The organism is Endozoicomonas sp. ALB032, from assembly GCF_049310125.1.
Taxonomy (GTDB): Bacteria; Pseudomonadota; Gammaproteobacteria; order Pseudomonadales; family Endozoicomonadaceae; genus Endozoicomonas_A.
The window spans coordinates 5,059,249-5,080,112 of record NZ_JBLYNW010000001.1 but is presented as its reverse complement, the minus strand read 5'-3'; the positions used below and the strand labels follow the sequence as shown (position 1 = coordinate 5,080,112).

The following is a 20,864-nucleotide window of genomic DNA, read 5'->3' as shown; positions in this document are numbered from 1 at the left end:
ATCCACGCAATATACGAACAGGGCAACAGAATGTGTCATTCGAAAAAATAACAGAACGATAAGTTTGACACTCTATTAAATATCCAGTCTAAGGACTGGTACCATGATCGAGATTATTGTTATCCATCAGGTTATTAAGAATATCAGCATCACTGCCGCCCAGGGCGAACAGGTCAACTTCCTTGAAAGTGACTTTCTTCGTGACATCGCCATTGGCCGTGTCACTGATTTCCATCACGGTATCATTGCCGCTGGCAACAAAATGGAAATGCTCATCAAGGCTGTCACTTGGATCCACCAGAATATCATCCAGCTTCAACACGTCGCCTTCATCGGTGTTGAAATCGGTAATAATCAGCTCGGCAGGGTTTTGCGCAGTGCCGGTGGCATTAAAATCAAAGATATCAGCCCCCAGGCCGCCAGAAGCAGTGACATCGTCATGGTCAATGGTGAAAATATCATCCCCGATATCGCCAATCAGAGTATCCAAACCGGCACTGGAACTATGGTCAAAGCCTGCCACCCGGTCACTGATGGTGACCACATCATTACCACTGCTGTCACTCAGGCTACTGCCGGTGTAACTGAACAATAACTGTTCTGAACCGTCAATCTGGGCACCATCAAAAGTCACGGTAACTTCTTGACCGCTTATGGCAACTCCAGTCACCAGACGTGCACTGCCGTCAATTTGAACGGTAAAGTCAGAGTTCGAGGGCGAGCCGGAAATGGCTTCGGAGAAGCCCAGCACCAGTTCATTACTGGACGCCAGGGATGAGGTTAAATCAGGTGCTTTCAAATCCGCCTGAGTCACGCTGCCTGCAGAAAGCGCGTCGGTGGTAGACTCATTACCAGCCAGATCCTTTATAAATCCGGCGGAGACATCCAGCGTATCATCGCTATAATCACCACCGGAGTTGGTTTCAATACTATCAGCTTTGGCCGCTGCCAACTCAATAACGAGTTTGTTGTTATCCAACACTTTGGCGGACAGTACATCATCTTCAGTGAAGCTCTCGGTCAATGATCCATTGACCTTGTAACTGATCTTGCTCCAGTCCAGCACCAGCCTTAACTCAGCACTGTCAGCGGCGGTGTTGCCACTTAAAATATCATTGAAGTTTGAACCCGACAGCTCTAGCTGATTGGTATCGGGGTCATAACTGGCCGATGCAATGGTGGTAAGAGGAGCGGTCGTATCAATAATCAGATCTGAACTGTTGTTATCCAGAGAACCTGCTCCTGAAGGCGGTGTCAGGGTTATGTTTCGATCTGAGTTGACACTGACCTCACCACTAGACCATCCGTAACTATCAGGTTCCTTAAACACCGTGTCAATCGGGTTGGACGCCGCAAGGGAAATACTGCCACTGACGTTGTCACCACTTTGAATAGTGTATCGGAACAAAAAGCTGTTATTGTATTCACTGGTCGGGTGGGCTGAAGTATCAAGTACCGCTGAACGCTGAACGCCACCAATATCAAATCTCAGTTCTGGGGTTGTACTGTAATTCAGTTTAACGACATGGTTAAAGTCCACTTGAATCAGCAGCTCTTCACCCGCCTTGTAAGTATCGTTATTTGAAACAACACGGATATCAGTAATTTCATTATTCTGAATGGATGATTTCCCTCCAGAATCCAAATGGTGCAGCACCTCCATATCCAAACCATTTTGTGGGGATGAAAAAGCATAATCGTTTCCTGCACGATCGACCAAAAAGCCTTCCTCAACATGCACTACGAGCTTATCAGGCCAGTCGGTATAACCCCGGAAATTTTCTTTAAAGGACTCGCCACCTTCCTGGGTCAGCTCTATATTCATCTCATACTGAATGGAATTGTGCCGTGAAAAACTGTCCGTCGCAAAATCCCCATCCTTGAAGTAATGCCGATCACCCGTATCTTTATTTTCGACATACAGCTTACTCCAGTCCGGAGTCATCTGACTAACTTCGTTTGAATTAAGCGTATTAAAGCCATCCGAATAAATAAATATTGCACCTGGGTGGCCGCTATTACCTGCCCATATATTGACGGCACCCAGACCAGGCAAAGAAGGATCAGTGGTATCAATTTCAAGTGCAGCATTGCTCGCCAGAGAATTAACATCTGCTCCAGTTGGTAGCGAACTGACATCAACAGAATTACCGGCGAGGTCTGTAATGCTGCCATTTGACAAATCCAGACTGCTGACATCCAGGTCAGAGCTATCCTCACCGCTGCCAACCGTGTAATTGAACACCAGCTTATCTGTTCCGGCACCACTGGAGTAGGTGGCCTGACCTCCGGTATCCAGGTTAAGGGCTGGAATTCCTGTAATATCAACAGCTTCGGTAAAAGATACCTCGATCTGAACCACCTTGCCTTCATTGTAAGGGCCATCCGAGGTCAGGCTGTCGACTGAGGTAATTTCTGGAGCATTAACGTCAATGATGGCATTGCCTGTCTGGGCCAGGGCATCGTTACTGTTAACCGAAGGCAGCGTGGTCAGCATGTTATTCCCTGCGGAGTCAAAGACCATGACTCCAGCAGGTATGGTCAGTGCCGTATCCGAGGCATAGTTAAGCCCCAGGGTGTTTTCACTGTTGCCCGAGCCAACGGTATAGACAAACCTCAATGTATCGGTACCTGCACCACTGTCAAAGGTGGCCACAGCGCCGTTATCAAGTGTCAGGGTTGGGTAGGTGCTGGCATCAGAGGCGTCAATACCAGTGATGGACACAGACTCACTCAGCTGGATAAGAATGACCACCTCATCGCCATTAATAAATCGACCAGGATCTTCAAAACTTACCTGCACCACTGTCGGAGCAGCAATATCGGCGTAATCCAGGGTCAGGTCACTGACTGCCGCTGCCCCTTCGTTACCCGCCAGATCCCTCAGGAATCCCGCCTGGATATCAACACCGTCCTCCGAGCCCTTGTAGCCAAAAATACCCTCAAGTTCAGCAGCCTTGGCGTCAGTCAACTGGATCGACAGGGTATCCGTTCCCGCCAGACGGGCAACCGTCACATCACTGGCAGAGAAGCTGACGTTTTGTGTGATACCGTCATCCTTGTCGATATCAATCACCAGCTTGCTCCAGTCCAGCCTGCCTGAAAGATCGGCGGTGGCACTTTCGCTGTTGTTCAGCAGTTGATCAAAGTCCGCTCCCTTCAGCAGGAGCTGATTGTTGTTTTCATCGTAGGCGGCACTGGTGATGGTGGTGGTAGCTGCATCTGTGTCAATAACAATGTCACTGCTACCTGCCAGTGATTCAGTGCTGGCGGTTCCGGGCAATGTCAGGCTGACGCTGCTGCCAGCACCGTTGACCAGGGAACTCACAGCCGGCGAACCTGAAACGCCGTTACTGAATGTCAGGGAACTGGTATCACGATAGTTAAGGTCATCAATGTTTTCCCCGGCACTCACGGTATGGCGGAACACAAACTCCCTGGTGCCATCACCGGAGACATAAACGGCATTACCCCCATAAGGATCGGCCGGGAGGGTCGGCTGCCTGTCATTGAGCAACAACAAGAGAGGATCATTGTTGGCGTCGTAATTTTGCAGCGAGACCTTTTCACTGAACCGAACGCGAATCAGAATCTCATCACCGGCCTGATAGCTTCCGTCTACGGTATCGGAGGAAACATTAAGAACCGTAGCGCCGTTGCTGGTGACAGTGACCGCCTGATCAGCAAGGGCATCGGTAGTAGATCGGTTGCCCGCCCGGTCAGCCATAAAGCCTTGACTGATGTCCAGTGCTGTATCACCTGATACGGTACTGAAACCGTTGTTGTCCAGTACCTTGTTGACGCCTTCATCAATGACAATCTCAAGCCGGTTGTTGTGAATCTCTACTGAACCAATATCGGAGGCGTCAAGACTGACACTTTCAAAGCTACCATCAGGCTGTTTCAGTTTTATAGACAGCTTGCTCCAGTCAAACCGTGACAGCTCGTCTCCTGTCAGGCTCAGGCCAACGGATTCGCCACTGCCCAGTAACGCATCAAAACCACTGCCATTGATGGTCAGCTTTTGATCATTGGCGCCTTCGGGAGCCAGAGTCACCCCGGTAATCGACACATCAGGGGCGGAGCCATCAATCAAGATATCCGCCGTACTGGCCAGTGAATCGCTATTGGCGGCAACAGGTACTGTCAGCACAGCGGCGTTGCCCGAGAGGTCTTTAATCGTGCCACCATTAAGCTGCAAGGCACTGGCACTGAGCACATCCAGGTCAGGCGCCTCATCTCCTGGCTGAACGGTGTACTCAAACACCAGCTCCTGAGTGCCAGACCCGGAACTGAACCGGGCAGCAGAGATATTGTCACCAGTGCCCAACAACAGTACCGGCGTACCCGTCACCTCCACGGCCTCATCAAAGCTCACCTGCAAACGGATAACGGAACCCGTTGCGTATTCCCCATCCGCTGTCAGGCTGGTGACACCGCTGATAGAAGGTGCAATACCATCAGGAGGCAGTATGAAGATCTCCACGCCAGCGCTGTTGCCATCGTTCATGGTGTTACCAGCCGCATCCTGGAAGAAGCCATCACTGGTAATCCGGATCAGATCCTGACCTTCCTCGTTACCATAGCCTGAAGTGGCACGCATGCTGGCAAGCTTGTTACTGCTGATCTTGATGTTCAATTGTTGATCGTTCACGGCCAGAGCGGATTCAATATCAGCAGCGCTAAAGCTGATATCTGTGTTACTACCGCTATTGTCTACAACCCGCCATGAAAGTTTTGACCAGTCCAGTCTGCCAGTCAGATCGGTATCGGTAGACTCACCTGGTGACAGCAGTGAGCTGAAACCATCGCCGGAGAGCGTCAGAATGCCCGCTGAACTGGCTGAGCTGCTGCTGAGCCCTACGGTAGGAGACACCGTATCAATCCTGATGTCGTTTTGTTGAGCCAGGGCTCCGGCTTCATTCAGCTCAGGCAGGAGCAAGTCTGCGTTGTTACCTAAAAGGTCGGCAATCGTACCGCCACCAAGATCCAGTGCAGAGGTAGATAATGCATTGAGGTCGGCAGACTCATCAGGGTTAGCCACCGTGTAGGTAAATGACAGGACATTCGTTCCTGTCCCACCGCTGTAGGTAGCAAGGCGATCAATGGTTCCTGTTTCCAGCTGCAGGGTTGGGTTCCCTGTCACCTGAACTGGCTCAGAAAACTCTACTTTGACGGTAATGGTGTCACCATCGCGATACCACTGATCGGCGTCATCACTGTAAAGGCGCACGACTTCCGGGTTACCACCGCTGTTGGTCACGTTGTCGACGGAGAAGCTGGATATCGAAGAAGTGTCATTGCCGACAAGGTCTTCCAGGCGATCATTGTCCAGAGCACTGCCCGCAGCGGGCGGAGTGTAATCCAGAGTCACCGACTGGCCATCGGTAATCGCTTTGGAGAGCGTCAGGGTCAGTTGCTGGCCGTTGATGGCAAGGCTACTGACCGATTCACTTTGCCCATCTACGACAATACTGAACAGGGAGGGGTTGATGGTGGCATTACCATTCAATGCCTCACTGAAGGTTAATGTCACAGTGTTACCATCCACCTCGGCGGTGGAAAGGCTGGGCGAAATCGTATCCGTGATATTGGTGACGGTCACGTCGCCATGATTGAGGGCAGCGGCATCAAAGCCTCGCAAGTCTTCGACCCGGTCGTTGTTACTACTGCTGTCAGCACTGGACGGACTGTAACTGAAGGTCACCGACTCCCCGTCTGCCACAGGACTGGTCAGCTGCACCGTCACCTGATTGCCACTGATCGAGGCACTGCTGATCGACCTGCTGGCACCCGCCGCTTCAACATCCAGAATACCGGTCAGGCTGACACTCTCGTTCAGATCCTCCGAGTAAGTCAGGATGAGGGTATCACCGTCTACCACAGCATTGTTGAGTGTGGGTACCGAGGTGTCGGTATTATTCTCAACCAGAGCACTAGTGAAATCACTGCTATCATTGCCCTGGGCATCTTGAATGGGACCACCCCCATTATTGCTGGCATCCACCACGCTATAGGACAGCTGAACGATATCTGAATCGCCAACCGGGCTGTCCAGGGTCAATGTCATTCGGCTACCGGAAATGCTGACGTTTGATACCGTGCGGCTGCCGCCACCCACCAGAGACAGAGTGAAGGCGCTGTTGTCAGGAACGCTGCCAGGGTCAAGTGCTTCGTTATACTCAACGATCAGCTGGTCACCCTCTACGGTCATATTCTGGCGGACTGCTGCTGAAACATCAGGTGTCACCGTGGCTGAAAAACCGCTCAATGCCGCAAACGGGTTGATCCCTACCTGTTCCTGAAGAACATTACTGCCCGGTGTGTAATCAAGCGTCAAATTGCCCGAGGGACTGACCGCAGTGTCAAGACTGAGGCGAATCTGGGTATCGTTGAGGTAGGAGATGTTTAGAACATTGACAGCACTACCATCAATGGCTACATCAAAGTCAGCCAGATCAGGGGTGCTGTCCCTGTCCATATTTTCACTAAAAGTCAGCACCAGATTCTGGGTATTGGCCACGATTTCAGCAGAGGACAGGGTGGGAGCAGTACCGGAGAACATGACGGTTGAATTATCCGTTGTGACATTGCCAGCACTGTCAGTCTGGGTAACGGTAATATCGAGCTGGCCGTCAGACAGAGCACTGACATCCAGTTCGCTACCCGCCAAACTCCAGGTGCCATCCAGTCTAACCGTGACGGTGGCGGAAACAGTCGCAGCTGATGTGTCTTCAATTTCGACCTGAATGGAAGCACCAGGCTCACCAACACCGGAAACGAGAACGGCACCTTCTTCGGCAGCGCTGATCTGGTTGTCACCCATTATGTTGTTATCAATGGCAATGGTTCGGGCAAGGGTGAGCTGACCATCGCTCAGTAGCTGCTCAATAATTTCCTGGTCCGTATTACCCAGCGGCGAGAGATCTGTGTTTTCCAGCACAATCTGCTGTATTACATCACCACCGGCAACAACGCTGACATCAATGATGGTATCACTGCCTTCTGTGCGGAAATGAATAAACTGATCTGCGGTGGTATTTTCCTCGCCACTGAGAAGGGAGTGCAAATCGAGAATGTCACCACCGGCACCGACGGAAAAATCGGTAATGCGGTCAATGGCCGGATCACCGGCCGAGCCACCATCGCCAGCCTGCCAGACAAAACGATCCTGACCACTACCACCCGTTAACCAATCATCGCCCTCACCACCAGTGAGCACATCCGCACCTGCATCACCATACATAAAGTCAGTGTTGTTGCCGCCTGTTACGGTATTATCCTGAGCGTCACCACGGCTAACATTTGCACTATAAGTGGTCGCAGAACTGGCAATACCACCTGCTTCCGTAGAGGTAACACTGATATTCAGCGGATCACCATCGTTCAGTGTTAACGAGGGCGTGAAACTCCAGTTACCATCACTGCCAACCGATGCACTGTAATTGTTACCATTAATAGTGAAATTCAGGACGGCATCTGGTTGACCGGTACCTGTGATTACAGGCTGGAAACTGCCATCCAGCATCACCGAATCAATTTTAGGCGGTGTATAAAAGTCAATGGTATGGGCGCTGCTCTCCAGTGCACCATCACTCACTTTGAAACCTATACTGCCATGGTGGCTACCGTTAATGCTGGCATCTGCAGTAAACACCAAGTTGGGGATATCTCCGGCACTGATCACCTGGTTAACGGAGACAGCACTGCCGTTCAACGTCAGGCTCCCCGTAGTGGGCAGTGACGTAAAGGTAATGGAAGCAAGGCTATCCCCGGAATCCACATCGCTGAATCCGAATTCTGCATTGGTAAAGGTATGCTGTCCCGCCTCACTGAGACTTAGGTTATTATCCGCAGCAGTAGGTGCATCGTTGGTGCCGTTAATGGTGATAACAATATCGTGGGTAGTGCCATCCAGGGACTTCACCGTCACCGTCTCGGTCAGGGTGTCACCATCCCCCAGGGCCTGAATGTCGGCCTGGCTGTTGCTCGCCGAATAGCTCCAGCTGCCGTCGCTGGCCATAGTCAATGAACCGTAGCTGCCGGTGACGGTCTCTGGGGTGAAACTGGCTTCACCACCATCAACATCAGTGACAGTCAGACTGCCAGAAGTCGTCAGCGTGTTACCAGCATCCTCAGTGACACTGCCGGTATCAGCGCCGGTAATCACCGCCGCGTCGTTGGTGCCATTGATGGTGATAACAATGTTGTGGGTAGTGCCATCCAGGGACTTGACCGTCAAAGTCTCGGTCAAGGTGTCGCCATCCCCCAGAGCCTGAATGTCGGCCTGACTGTTGCTCGCCGAATAGCTCCAGCTGCCGTCGCTGGCCATAGTCAATGAACCGTAGCTGCCGGTGACGGTCTCTGCAGTGAAACTGGCCTCGCCGCCATCAACATCGGTGACAGCCAAGCTGCCGGAAGTCATCAGGGTGTTGCCCGCGTCCTCAGTGACACTGCCTGTGTCAGCACCAGTGATCACCGCCGCATCGTTGGTGCCGTTGATGGTGATAACAATATTATGGGTAGTGCCATCCAGGGACTGCACGGTGATGGTCTCGGTCAAGGTGTCGCCATCCCCCAGGGCCTGAATGTCGGCATGGCTGTTACTGGCCGAATAGCTCCAGCTGCCGTCGCTGGCCATAGTCAATGAACCGTAGCTGCCGGTGACGGTCTCTGCGGTGAAACTGGCTTCACCACCATCAACATCGGTGACAGTCAGGCTGCCGGAAGTCGTCAGGGTGTTGCCCGCGTCCTCAGTAACACTACCGGTATCAGCGCCGGTAATCACCGCCGCGTCGTTGGTGCCGTTGATGGTGATAACAATATTATGGGTAGTGCCATCCATGGACTGCACGGTGATGGTCTCGGTCAAGGTGTCGCCATCCCCCAGGGCCTGAATATCAGCATGGCTGTTACTGGCCGAATAGCTCCAGCTGCCGTCGCTGGCCATAGTCAATGAACCATAGCTGCCGGTGACGGTCTCTGCGGTGAAACTGGCTTCACCACCATCAACATCGGTGACCGTCAGGCTGCCGGAAGTCGTCAGGGTGTTGCCAGCATCCTCAGTGACACTGCCGGTATCAGCACCAGTGATCACCGCCGCATCGTTGGTGCCGTTGATGGTGATAACAATATTATGGGTAGTGCCATCCAGGGACTGCACGGTGATGGTCTCGGTCAAGGTGTCGCCATCCCCCAGGGCCTGAATATCAGCATGGCTGTTACTGGCCGAATAGCTCCAGCTGCCGTCGCTGGCCATAGTCAATGAACCGTAGCTGCCGGTGACGGTCTCTGCGGTGAAACTGGCTTCACCACCATCAACATCGGTGACAGTCAGGCTGCCGGAAGTCGTCAGGGTGTTGCCCGCGTCCTCAGTAACACTACCGGTATCAGCGCCGGTAATCACCGCCGCGTCGTTGGTGCCGTTGATGGTGATAACAATATTATGGGTAGTGCCATCCAGGGACTGCACGGTGATGGTCTCGGTCAAGGTGTCGCCATCCCCCAGGGCCTGAATGTCGGCATGGCTGTTACCGGCCGAATAGCTCCAGCTGCCGTCGCTGGCCATAGTCAATGAACCGTAGCTGCCGGTGACGGTCTCTGCAGTGAAACTGGCCTCGCCGCCATCAACATCGGTGACAGCCAAGCTGCCGGAAGTCATCAGGGTGTTGCCAGCATCTTCGGTAACACTGCCGGTATCAGCGCCGGTGATTACCGCCGCATCGTTGGTGCCGTTAATGGTGATAACAATATCGTGGGTAGTGCCATCTTGGGACTTGACTTTCACTGTCTCAGTCAAGGTGTCACCATCCCCCAGAGACTGGATAGCTGATAGACTGTTATCCGCTGAATAGCTCCAGCTACCGCTGCCATCAATGGTCAATGAACCGTAACTGCCGGTGATGGTCTCTGCAGTGAAACTGGCTTCACCGCCATCAACATCGGTAACAGTCAGACTGCCGGAAGTCATCAGGGTGTTGCCAGCGTCCTCAGTAACACTGCCGGTATCAGCGCCGGTGATTACCGCCGCGTCGTTGGTGCCGTTAATGGTGATAACAATATCTTGGGTAGTGCCATCCAGGGACTTGACTGTCACCGTCTCGGTCAGGGTGTCACCATCCCCCAGGGTCTGGATAGCCGATAGACTGTTATCCGCCGAATAGCTCCAGCTGCCGCTGCCATCAATGGTCAATGAACCGTAGCTACCGGTGACGGTCTCCGCAGTGAAACTGGCTTCACCGCCATCAACATCGGTAACAGTCAGACTGCCGGAAGTCATCAGGGTGTTGCCAGCGTCCTCAGTAACATTGCCAGTATCAGCGCCGGTGATCACCGCCGTGTCGTTGGTGCCGTTAATTGTGATAACAATATCGTGGGTAGTGCCATCTAGGGACTTGACTGTCACCGTCTCGGTCAGGGTGTCACCATCACCCAGGGTCTGGATAGCCGATAGACTGTTATCCGCCGAATAGCTCCAGCTACCACTGCCATCAATGGTCAATGAACCGTAGCTGCCGGTGACGGTCTCTGGGGTGAAACTGGCTTCACCGCCATCAACATCGGTGACAGACAGAATACCGGAAGTCATCAGAGTGTTGCCAGCGTCCTCAGTAACACTGCCGGTATCAGCGCCGGTGATCACCGCCGTGTCGTTGGTGCCGTCAATGGTGATAACAATATCGTGGGTAGTGCCATCCAGAGACTTGACTGTCACAGTCTCCGTCAAGGTGCCACCATCTCCCAGAGCCTGGATGTCAGCATTGCTGTTACTGGCCGAATAGCTCCAGCTACCACTGCCATCAATGGTCAATGAACCGTAGCTGCCGGTGACGGTCTCTGGGGTGAAACTGGCCTCACCGCCATCAACATCGGTAACAGTCAGGCTGCCGGAGGTCATCAGGGTATTGCTGGAGTCCTCAGTAACACTGCCGGTATCAGCGCCGGTGATCACTGCCGCGTCGTTGGTGCCGTTAATGGTAATAACAATATTGTGGGTAGTGCCATCCAAGGACTTCACGGTGACAGTATCGGTCAGGGTGTCACCATCCCCCAGAGCCTGAATGTCGGCCTGACTGTTGCTAGCCGAATAGCTCCAGCTGCCGTCGCTAGCCATAGTCAATGAACCGTAGCTGCCGGTGACGGTCTCTGGGGTGAAACTGGCTTCACCACTATCGACGTCGGTGACAGTCAGACTGCCAGAAGCCATCAGGGTGTTGCTCGCATCCTCAGTGACGCTGCCGGTGTCAGTACCGGTGATCACCGCAGCATCGTTGGTACCGTTGATGGTGATAACAATATCGTGGGTAGTGCCATCCAGGGACTGCACCGTGACAGTATCGGTCAGAGTGTCGCCATCCCCCAGGGCCTGAATGTCGGCCTGACTGCTGCTGGCCGAATAGCTCCAGCTGCCGTCGCTAGCCATAGTCAATGAACCGTAGCTGCCGGTGACGGTCTCTGGGGTGAAACTGGCTTCACCACTATCGACGTCGGTAACAGTCAGACTGCCAGAAGCCATCAGGGTGTTGCTCGCATCCTCAGTGACGCTGCCGGTATCAGCGCCGGTGATCACCGCAGCATCGTTGGTACCGTTGATGGTGATAACAATATCGTGGGTAGTGCCATCCGGGGACTTCACCGTGACAGTATCGGTCAGAGTGTCGCCATCCCCCAGGGCCTGAATGTCGGCCTTACTGTTGCTGGCCGAATAGCTCCAGCTGCCGTCGCTAGCCATAGTCAATGAACCGTAGCTGCCGGTGACGGTCTCTGGGGTGAAACTGGCCTCACCGCCATCAACATCGGTAACAGTCAGGCTGCCGGAGGTCATCAGGGTATTGCTGGAGTCCTCAGTAACACTGCCGGTATCAGCGCCGGTGATCACTGCCGAGTCGTTGGTGCCGTTAATGGTAATAACAATATTGTGGGTAGTGCCATCCAAGGACTTCACGGTGACAGTATCGGTCAGGGTGTCACCATCCCCCAGAGCCTGAATGTCAGCCTGACTATTGCTGGCCGAATAGCTCCAGCTGCCGTCGCTGGCCATAGTCAATGAACCGTAGCTGCCGGTGACGGTCTCTGGGGTGAAACTGGCTTCACCACTATCGACGTCGGTAACAGTCAGACTGCCAGAAGCCATCAGGGTGTTGCTCGCATCCTCAGTGACACTGCCGGTATCATCGCCGGTGATCACCGCCGCGTCGTTGGCGCCGTTAATAGTGATAACAATATCGTGGGTAGTGCCATCCAGGGACTTGACTGTCAAAGTCTCAGTCAAGGTGTCACCAACCTCCAGGGCCTGAATGTCAGCATGGCTGTTGCTCGCCGAATAGCTCCAGCTGCCACTGCCATCAATGGTCAATGAACCGTAGCTGCCGGTGACGGTCTCTGGGGTGAAACTGGCTTCACCGCCATCAACATCGGAGACAGACAGACTACCGGAAGTCATCAGAGTGTTGCCAGCGTCCTCAGTAACACTGCCGGTATCAGCGCCGGTGATCACCGCTGCGTCGTTGGTGCCGTTAATGGTGATAACAATATCGTGGGTAGTGCCATCCAGGGACTTGACTGTCACCGTCTCCGTCAAGGTGTCACCATCCCCCAGAGACTGGATAGCTGATAGACTGTTATCCGCCGAATAGCTCCAGCTACCACTGCCATCAATGGTCAATGAACCGTAGCTGCCAGTGACGGTCTCTGGGGTGAAACTGGCTTCACCGCCATCAACATCGGTGACAGACAGAATACCGGAAGTCATCAGAGTGTTGCCAGCGTCCTCAGTAACACTGCCGGTATCAGCGCCGGTGATTACCGCCGCGTCGTTGGTACCGTTAATGGTGATAACAATATCATGGGTAGTGCCATCCAGGGACTTGACTGTCACTGTCTCAGTCAAGGTGTCACCATCCCCCAATGACTGGATAGCCGATAGACTGTTATCCGCTGAATAGCTCCAGCTACCGCTGCCATCAATGGTCAATGAACCGTAACTGCCGGTGATAGTCTCTGCAGTGAAACTGGCTTCACCGCCATCAACATCGGTAACAGTCAGACTGCCGGAAGTCATCAGGGTGTTGCCAGCATCTTCGGTAACACTGCCGGTATCAGCGCCGGTGATTACCGCCGCGTCGTTGGTGCCGTTAATGGTGATAACAATATCGTGGGTAGTGCCATCCAGGGACTTGACTGTCACCGTCTCAGTCAAGGTGTCACCATCCCCCAAGGTCTGGATAGCCGATAGACTGTTATCCGCCGAATAGCTCCAGCTACCGCTGCCATCAATGGTCAGTGAACCGTAGCTACCGGTGACGGTCTCCGCAGTGAAACTGGCTTCACCACCATCGACATCGGTAACAGTCAGACTGCCAGAAGTCATCAGGGTGTTGCCAGCGTCCTCAGTAACATTGCCGGTATCAGCGCCGGTGATCACCGCCGTGTCGTTGGTGCCGTTAATGGTGATAACAATATCGTGGGTAGTGCCATCCAGGGACTTGACTGTCACCGTCTCAGTCAAAGTGTCACCATCCCCCAAGGTCTGGATAGCCGATAGACTGTTATCCGCCGAATAGCTCCAGCTACCACTGCCATCAATAGTCAATGAACCGTAGCTACCGGTGACGGTCTCTGGGGTGAAACTGGCTTCACCGCCATCAACATCGGTGACAGACAGAATACCGGAAGTCATCAGGGTGTTGCCAGCATCTTCGGTAACACTGCCGGTATCAGCGCCGGTGATTACCGCCGCGTCGTTAGTGCCGTTAATGGTGATAACAATATCGTGGGTAGTGCCATCCAGGGACTTGACTGTCACTGTCTCGGTCAGGGTGTCACCATCCCCCAAGGTCTGGATAGCCGATAGACTGTTATCCGCTGAATAGCTCCAGCTACCGCTGCCATCAATGGTCAATGAACCGTAACTGCCGGTGATGGTCTCTGCAGTGAAACTGGCTTCACCGCCATCAACATCGGTAACAGTCAGACTGCCGGAAGTCATCAGGGTGTTGCCAGCGTCCTCAGTAACACTGCCAGTATCAGCGCCGGTGATCACCGCCGCGTCGTTGGTGCCGTTAATGGTGATAACAATATCTTGGGTAGTGCCATCCAGGGACTTGACTGTCACTGTCTCAGTCAAGGTGTCACCATCACCCAGTGACTGGATAGCTGATAGACTGTTATCCGCCGAATAGCTCCAGCTACCGCTGCCATCAATGGTCAATGAACCGTAACTGCCAGTGATGGTCTCTGGGGTGAAACTGGCTTCACCGCCATCAACATCGGTAACAGTCAGACTGCCGGAAGTCATCAGGGTGTTGCCAGCGTCCTCAGTAACACTGCCGGTATCAGCGCCGGTGATCACCGCCGTGTCGTTGGTGCCGTTAATGGTGATAACAATATCGTGGGTAGTGCCATCCAGGGACTTGACTGTCACAGTCTCCGTCAAGGTGCCACCATCTCCCAGAGCCTGGATGTCAGCATTGCTGTTACTGGCCGAATAGCTCCAGCTACCACTGCCATCAATGGTCAATGAACCGTAGCTACCGGTGACGGTCTCCGCAGTGAAACTGGCTTCACCACCGTCGACATCGGTAACAGTCAGACTGCCAGAAGTCATCAGAGTGTTGCCAGCGTCCTCAGTAACACTGCCGGTATCAGCGCCGGTGATCACCGCCGTGTCGTTGGTGCCGTTAATGGTGATAACAATATCGTGGGTAGTGCCATCCAGGGACTTGACTGTCACCGTCTCAGTCAAGGTGTCACCATCCCCCAAGGTCTGGATAGCCGATAGACTGTTATCCGCCGAATAGCTCCAGCTACCGCTGCCATCAATGGTCAATGAACCGTAACTGCCGGTGATGGTCTCTGCAGTGAAACTGGCTTCACCGCCATCAACATCGGTAACAGTCAGACTGCCGGAAGTCATCAGGGTGTTGCCAGCATCTTCGGTAACACTGCCGGTATCAGCGCCGGTGATTACCGCCGCGTCGTTGGTGCCGTTAATGGTGATAACAATATCGTGGGTAGTGCCATCCAGGGACTTGACTGTCACTGTCTCAGTCAAGGTGTCACCATCCCCCAATGACTGGATAGCCGATAGACTGTTATCCGCTGAATAGCTCCAGCTACCGCTGCCATCAATGGTCAATGAACCGTAACTGCCGGTGATGGTCTCTGCAGTGAAACTGGCTTCACCGCCATCAACATCGGTAACAGTCAGACTGCCGGAAGTCATCAGGGTGTTGCCAGCGTCCTCAGTAACACTGCCAGTATCAGCGCCGGTGATCACCGCCGCGTCGTTGGTGCCGTTAATGGTGATAACAATATCTTGGGTAGTGCCATCCAGGGACTTGACTGTCACTGTCTCAGTCAAGGTGTCACCATCACCCAGTGACTGGATAGCTGATAGACTGTTATCCGCCGAATAGCTCCAGCTACCGCTGCCATCAATGGTCAATGAACCGTAACTGCCAGTGATGGTCTCTGGGGTGAAACTGGCTTCACCGCCATCAACATCGGTAACAGTCAGACTGCCGGAAGTCATCAGGGTGTTGCCAGCGTCCTCAGTAACACTGCCGGTATCAGCGCCGGTGATCACCGCCGTGTCGTTGGTGCCGTTAATGGTGATAACAATATCGTGGGTAGTGCCATCCAGGGACTTGACTGTCACAGTCTCCGTCAAGGTGCCACCATCTCCCAGAGCCTGGATGTCAGCATTGCTGTTACTGGCCGAATAGCTCCAGCTACCACTGCCATCAATGGTCAATGAACCGTAGCTACCGGTGACGGTCTCCGCAGTGAAACTGGCTTCACCACCATCGACATCGGTAACAGTCAGACTGCCAGAAGTCATCAGGGTGTTGCCAGCGTCCTCAGTAACACTGCCGGTATCAGCGCCGGTGATCACCGCTGTGTCGTTGGTGCCGTTAATGGTGATAACAATATCGTGGGTAGTGCCATCCAGGGACTTGACTGTCACCGTCTCAGTCAAGGTGTCACCATCCCCCAAGGTCTGGATAGCCGATAGACTGTTATCCGCCGAATAGCTCCAGCTACCACTGCCATCAATAGTCAATGAACCGTAGCTACCGGTGACGGTCTCTGGGGTGAAACTGGCTTCACCGCCATCAACATCGGTGACAGACAGAATACCGGAAGTCATCAGAGTGTTGCCAGCGTCCTCAGTAACACTGCCGGTATCAGCGCCGGTGATCACCGCCGTGTCGTTGGTTCCGGTCAGGGTGATAGTCACCTGCTGATCGACAGTACCGCCTTCGCCGTCGTCAACAGTGACGGTATAAGTCTGGGTCAGAGTCTGACCGGCACCCAGATAATCGACGTCAGCATCATCAACACTGAAACTCCAGTCGATCCGGCCGCTGCCGTCACCCTGAGTATCGTCCGCCACGGTAGCCGTCAGGCTGCCCAAATAACCATTAGCCCCGGCTCTAACACTGACACTCTGCTGATCACTCAGATCGACATCGGCAATAGTGAAGGAGCCGCTGTCGGTCAGGGTGTTACTGTTCTCACCGGCGCCACCGTCGAAAATCTCGGTGACTGTACCGGAGACATCGGTGGCACTGCTGATGGTAGGCGCATCGTTGGTTCCAGTCAGGGTGATAGTCACCTGCTGATCGACAGTACCGCCTTCGCCATCATCAACAGTCACGGTGTAGGTTTGGGTCAGGGTCTGGCCGACACCCAGATAATCGACGTCAGCATCATCAACACTGAAGCTCCAGTCGATCCGGCCGCTGCCGTCGCCCTGGGTGTCGTCCGCCACAGTAGCCGTCAGGCTGCCCAGATAACCATTAGCCCCGGCACTGACACTGACACTCTGCTGATCACTCAGATCGACATCGGCAATAGTGAACGAGCCGCTGTCGGTCAGGGTGTTACTGTTCTCACCGGCGCCACCGTCGACAATCTCGGTGACTGTACCGGAGACATCAGTGGCGCTGCTGATGGTAGGCGCATCGTTGGTTCCGGTCAGGGTGATAGTCACCTGCTGATCGACAGTACCGCCTTCGCCATCATCAACAGTCACGGTGTAGGTTTGGGTCAGGGTCTGGCCGACACCCAGATAATCGACGTCGGCATCATCAACACTGAAGCTCCAGTCGATCCGGCCGCTGCCGCCACCCTGAGTGTCGTCCGCCACAGTAGCCGTCAGGCTGCCCAGATAACCATTAGCCCCGGCACTGACGCTGACGGTCTGCTGGTCACTCAGATCGACATCAGCAATGGTGAACGAGCCAGTGTCGGTCAGGCTGTTGCTGTTTTCACCGGCACCCCCGTCGACAATCTCGGTGACTGCACCGGCAACATCGGTGGCACTGGTAATAGTAGGTGCGTCGTTGGTGCCGGTCAGGGTGATAGTCACCTGCTGATCAACGGTACCGCCTTCGCCATCGTCAACTGTGACGGTGTAGGTCTGAGTCAGAGTCTGACCGGCGCCCAGGTAATCGATGTCGGCATCATCAACACTGAAACTCCAGTCAATCCGACCGCTGCCGTCGCCCTGGGTGTCATCTGCCACAGTGGCCGTCAGGCTGCCCAGATAACCATTGGCCCCGGCACTGACGCTGACAGTCTGCTGGTCACTCAGATCGACATCAGCAATGGTGAACGAGCCAGTATCACTCAGGCTGTTGCTGTTTTCACCGGCACCCCCGTCGACAATCTCGGTGACTGCACCGGCAACATCGGTGGCACTGGTAATAGTAGGTGCGTCGTTGGTGCCGGTCAGGGTGATAGTCACCTGCTGATCAACGGTACCGCCTTCGCCATCGTCAACTGTGACAGTGTAGGTCTGGGTCAGAGTCTGACCGGCGCCCAGATAATCGATGTCGGCATCATCAACACTGAAACTCCAGTCAATCCGACCGCTGCCGTCGCCCTGGGTGTCATCTGCCACGCTAGCCGTCAGGCTGCCCAGATAACCATTGGCCCCGGCACTGACGCTGACAGTCTGCTGGTCACTCAGATCGACATCAGCAACGGTGAACGAGCCAGTGTCGGTCAGGCTGTTGCTGTTTTCACCGGCACCCCCGTCGACAATCTCGGTGACTGCACCGGCAACATCGGTGGCACTGGCAATAGTAGGTGCATCATTGGTGCCGGTCAGGGTGATAGTCACCTGCTGATCAACGGTACCGCCTTCGCCATCGTCAACTGTGACGGTGTAGGTTTGGGTCAGAGTCTGACCGGCGCCCAGGTAATCGATGTCGGCATCATCAACACTGAAACTCCAGTCAATCCGACCGCTACCGTCGCCCTGGGTGTCATCTGCCACGCTAGCCGTCAGGCTGCCCACATAACCATTGGCCCCGGCACTGACGCTGACAGTCTGCTGGTCACTCAGATCGACATCAGCAATGGTGAACGAGCCAGTGTCGGTCAGGCTGTTGCTGTTTTCACCGGCACCCCCGTCGACAATCTCGGTGACTGCACCGGCAACATCGGTGGCACTGGTAATAGTAGGTGCGTCGTTGGTGCCGGTCAGGGTGATAGTCACCTGCTGATCAACGGTACCGCCTTCACCATCGTCAACTGTGACGGTGTAGGTCTGAGTCAGAGTCTGACCGGCGCCCAGGTAATCGATGTCGGCATCATCAACGCTGAAACTCCAGTCAATCCGACCGCTGCCGTCGCCCTGGGTGTCATCCGCCACGGTGGCCGTCAGGCTGCCCAGATAACCATTAGCCCCGGCACTGACGCTGACAGTCTGCTGGTCACTCAGATCGACATCAGCAATGGTGAACGAGCCAGTGTCGGTCAGGCTGTTGCTGTTTTCACCGGCACCCCCGTCGACAATCTCGGTGACTGCACCGGCAACATCAGTGGCATTGCTAATAGTGGGAGCGTCGTTGAGGCCTTCAATGGTTATTGAAGCACTCTGGCTAACCGTTCCCCCATGACCATCGTCAACTTCGTAGCTGTAATCAATTCTTTCTGATTCCCCTGCCGCCAAATAGTTATAAGCGGACGAATCCAGAGACAGGCTGTTACCATCCTCCGAGATACTGATGCCAACCGGATCACCGGCGGTGAGTCGGAGGTTCACAACATCTAAGGTGTCGGTCTGATCAACATCAGTACTACCTGCCAACAAATCAATACTCTTTGATGGCGCATTCTGGTTAGTCCTCAATAAAATTGCATTTTGAACTACCGGGTCATCATTACTTCCTGCCAGGGTGATGCTGGCGGTTTGGGTCGTAAAATCTCCCTGTGAATCCGATACTTGATATTCGTAGGTGATGATTTCCATCTCGCCAACGGCTAGGTACTTATAAGCTTCCGGATCAATAACCAGCTCTGATCCTTCTTCGGTCACACTGACGCCAGCTTCGTTACCAGAAACCAGACGAAGGCTGGTAACAGACAATTCATCGTCCAGATCCTTATCACTGGCTTTTTGTAAAAGATCCAGACTAATGCCAGAGTCATTCTGATTTAGATCAAGAACAATCGGAGCCTCTACTTCAGGCGTATCGTTGACACCTTCTATCGTGATGCCTACGGATGCCTGACTTCTGTTTCCCTGTGAATTGATAACCTCAAAAACAAAAGTAACAGTCTGGCTTTCACCCTTTGCCAGATAGTCAAAGTCTGCTCCAGGCTTGAACTCAAAAGAGCCATCACCACTTATATTTATTGAACCTGCTTCCGTTGCAGAAACCAGAGAGTACGTCAATGCTCCGCCAGCACCACCACTATTATCTGTCGCAGAAAGCTGTCCCTGAAGGATCGGTGAATCTTCATTACCATCCATTGACAATGCCTGAGCGACAGGCTGGTACGAAATAACGACAGGCTCTGGAGTCTCCGATTCTTTCTCAGATTCTTGTTGTTGAACAACTGCGTTAGTGACAGACCTGCTGCTGGCAGTCAGGATCTCAGAAGACTCGGTAATGGATTCCTCATCTAACTGGTCATCAGTTTCAAGCGTGATAACAGGGATATCTGATGGGGCAAGCCTGGGTTCTGTCTGGTCAGGACTTCTCTCTTCGGAGGTATCTTCTTTTGCCGCTGAAGCTTCTGTTGGAGAACCGGGATCTGCTCCTTCAGCAACAGCGTCCCGAATCTCTTCATCAGCCAGCTCTTCCTCGGCCTGTTCTTCATCGATATCAGTATCCTGACCGGACAGCACACTGTCTGTAAGAGTAAGTGGCTGCTGACCACTGAGTTCCAGAACCTGATTATTCGATGTTGTAATGACAACGAGATCACCATTTTCTGAAACGACCCGATCATTAAGAAAAACTTTGTCCCCTGGCTCTAGAACTATTTGGGTTCCATCCGGCTTTATGGCGATCACTTTACCAGACGCTGCTGAGATCTCACCAATAGCAGGTGCAGAGTTTCCTGAGCTTGAATTCATATTTCTGTACTCTCTGAATCCTGAGGGAAAAGAGGAAACTCGATCCAAGTGCTGTGCAGCCAACTCAAGCACAGAATAAGGCGAGTTCCCTTCGCTCTTATATTCACGAAAAACAGTTTATAGTTTATTAATTTCAGGGTAGACAGAATAAAGCAGCTTTGTTGCAATGCTCCGACATTCAGCTTTTAAATCTCTTTAAGAGGTCTTTATAGCAGAGGTTACACCTTCGTAACTATGCACCTATAGGCAAGTTAACAACTTTTAAACGACTTCTTATTGAAGATAGAATCATTTTTAATAAATAAAGTTCATCTGGGAAATTGATATGATTTCTCACTACTGTCCGGCTAAACATACCCAAGCTCCAGCCCCCTGATTCATGAGTAAATTGACTCTCATTTTCTCAGTTGGATCATTGAATAACTCCATCAAAGAACGGCGGCTGATCAGATTAGGGCTGATTCTCCATGCTATTTGTTGTAAGTAG

1 protein-coding gene is annotated in these 20,864 nt (G+C 53.2%); it reads right to left on the bottom strand.

Annotation, left to right across the window (positions count from 1 at the left end; genetic code table 11):
- Nucleotides 1–88 precede the first annotated feature (88 nt).
- A complete protein-coding gene (locus tag ACO6VG_RS18465) occupies nt 89–20,377 on the bottom strand; it encodes a VCBS domain-containing protein (RefSeq protein ID WP_422475075.1) in 20,289 nt (6,762 codons plus the stop codon).
- Nucleotides 20,378–20,864: the final 487 nt, after the last annotated feature.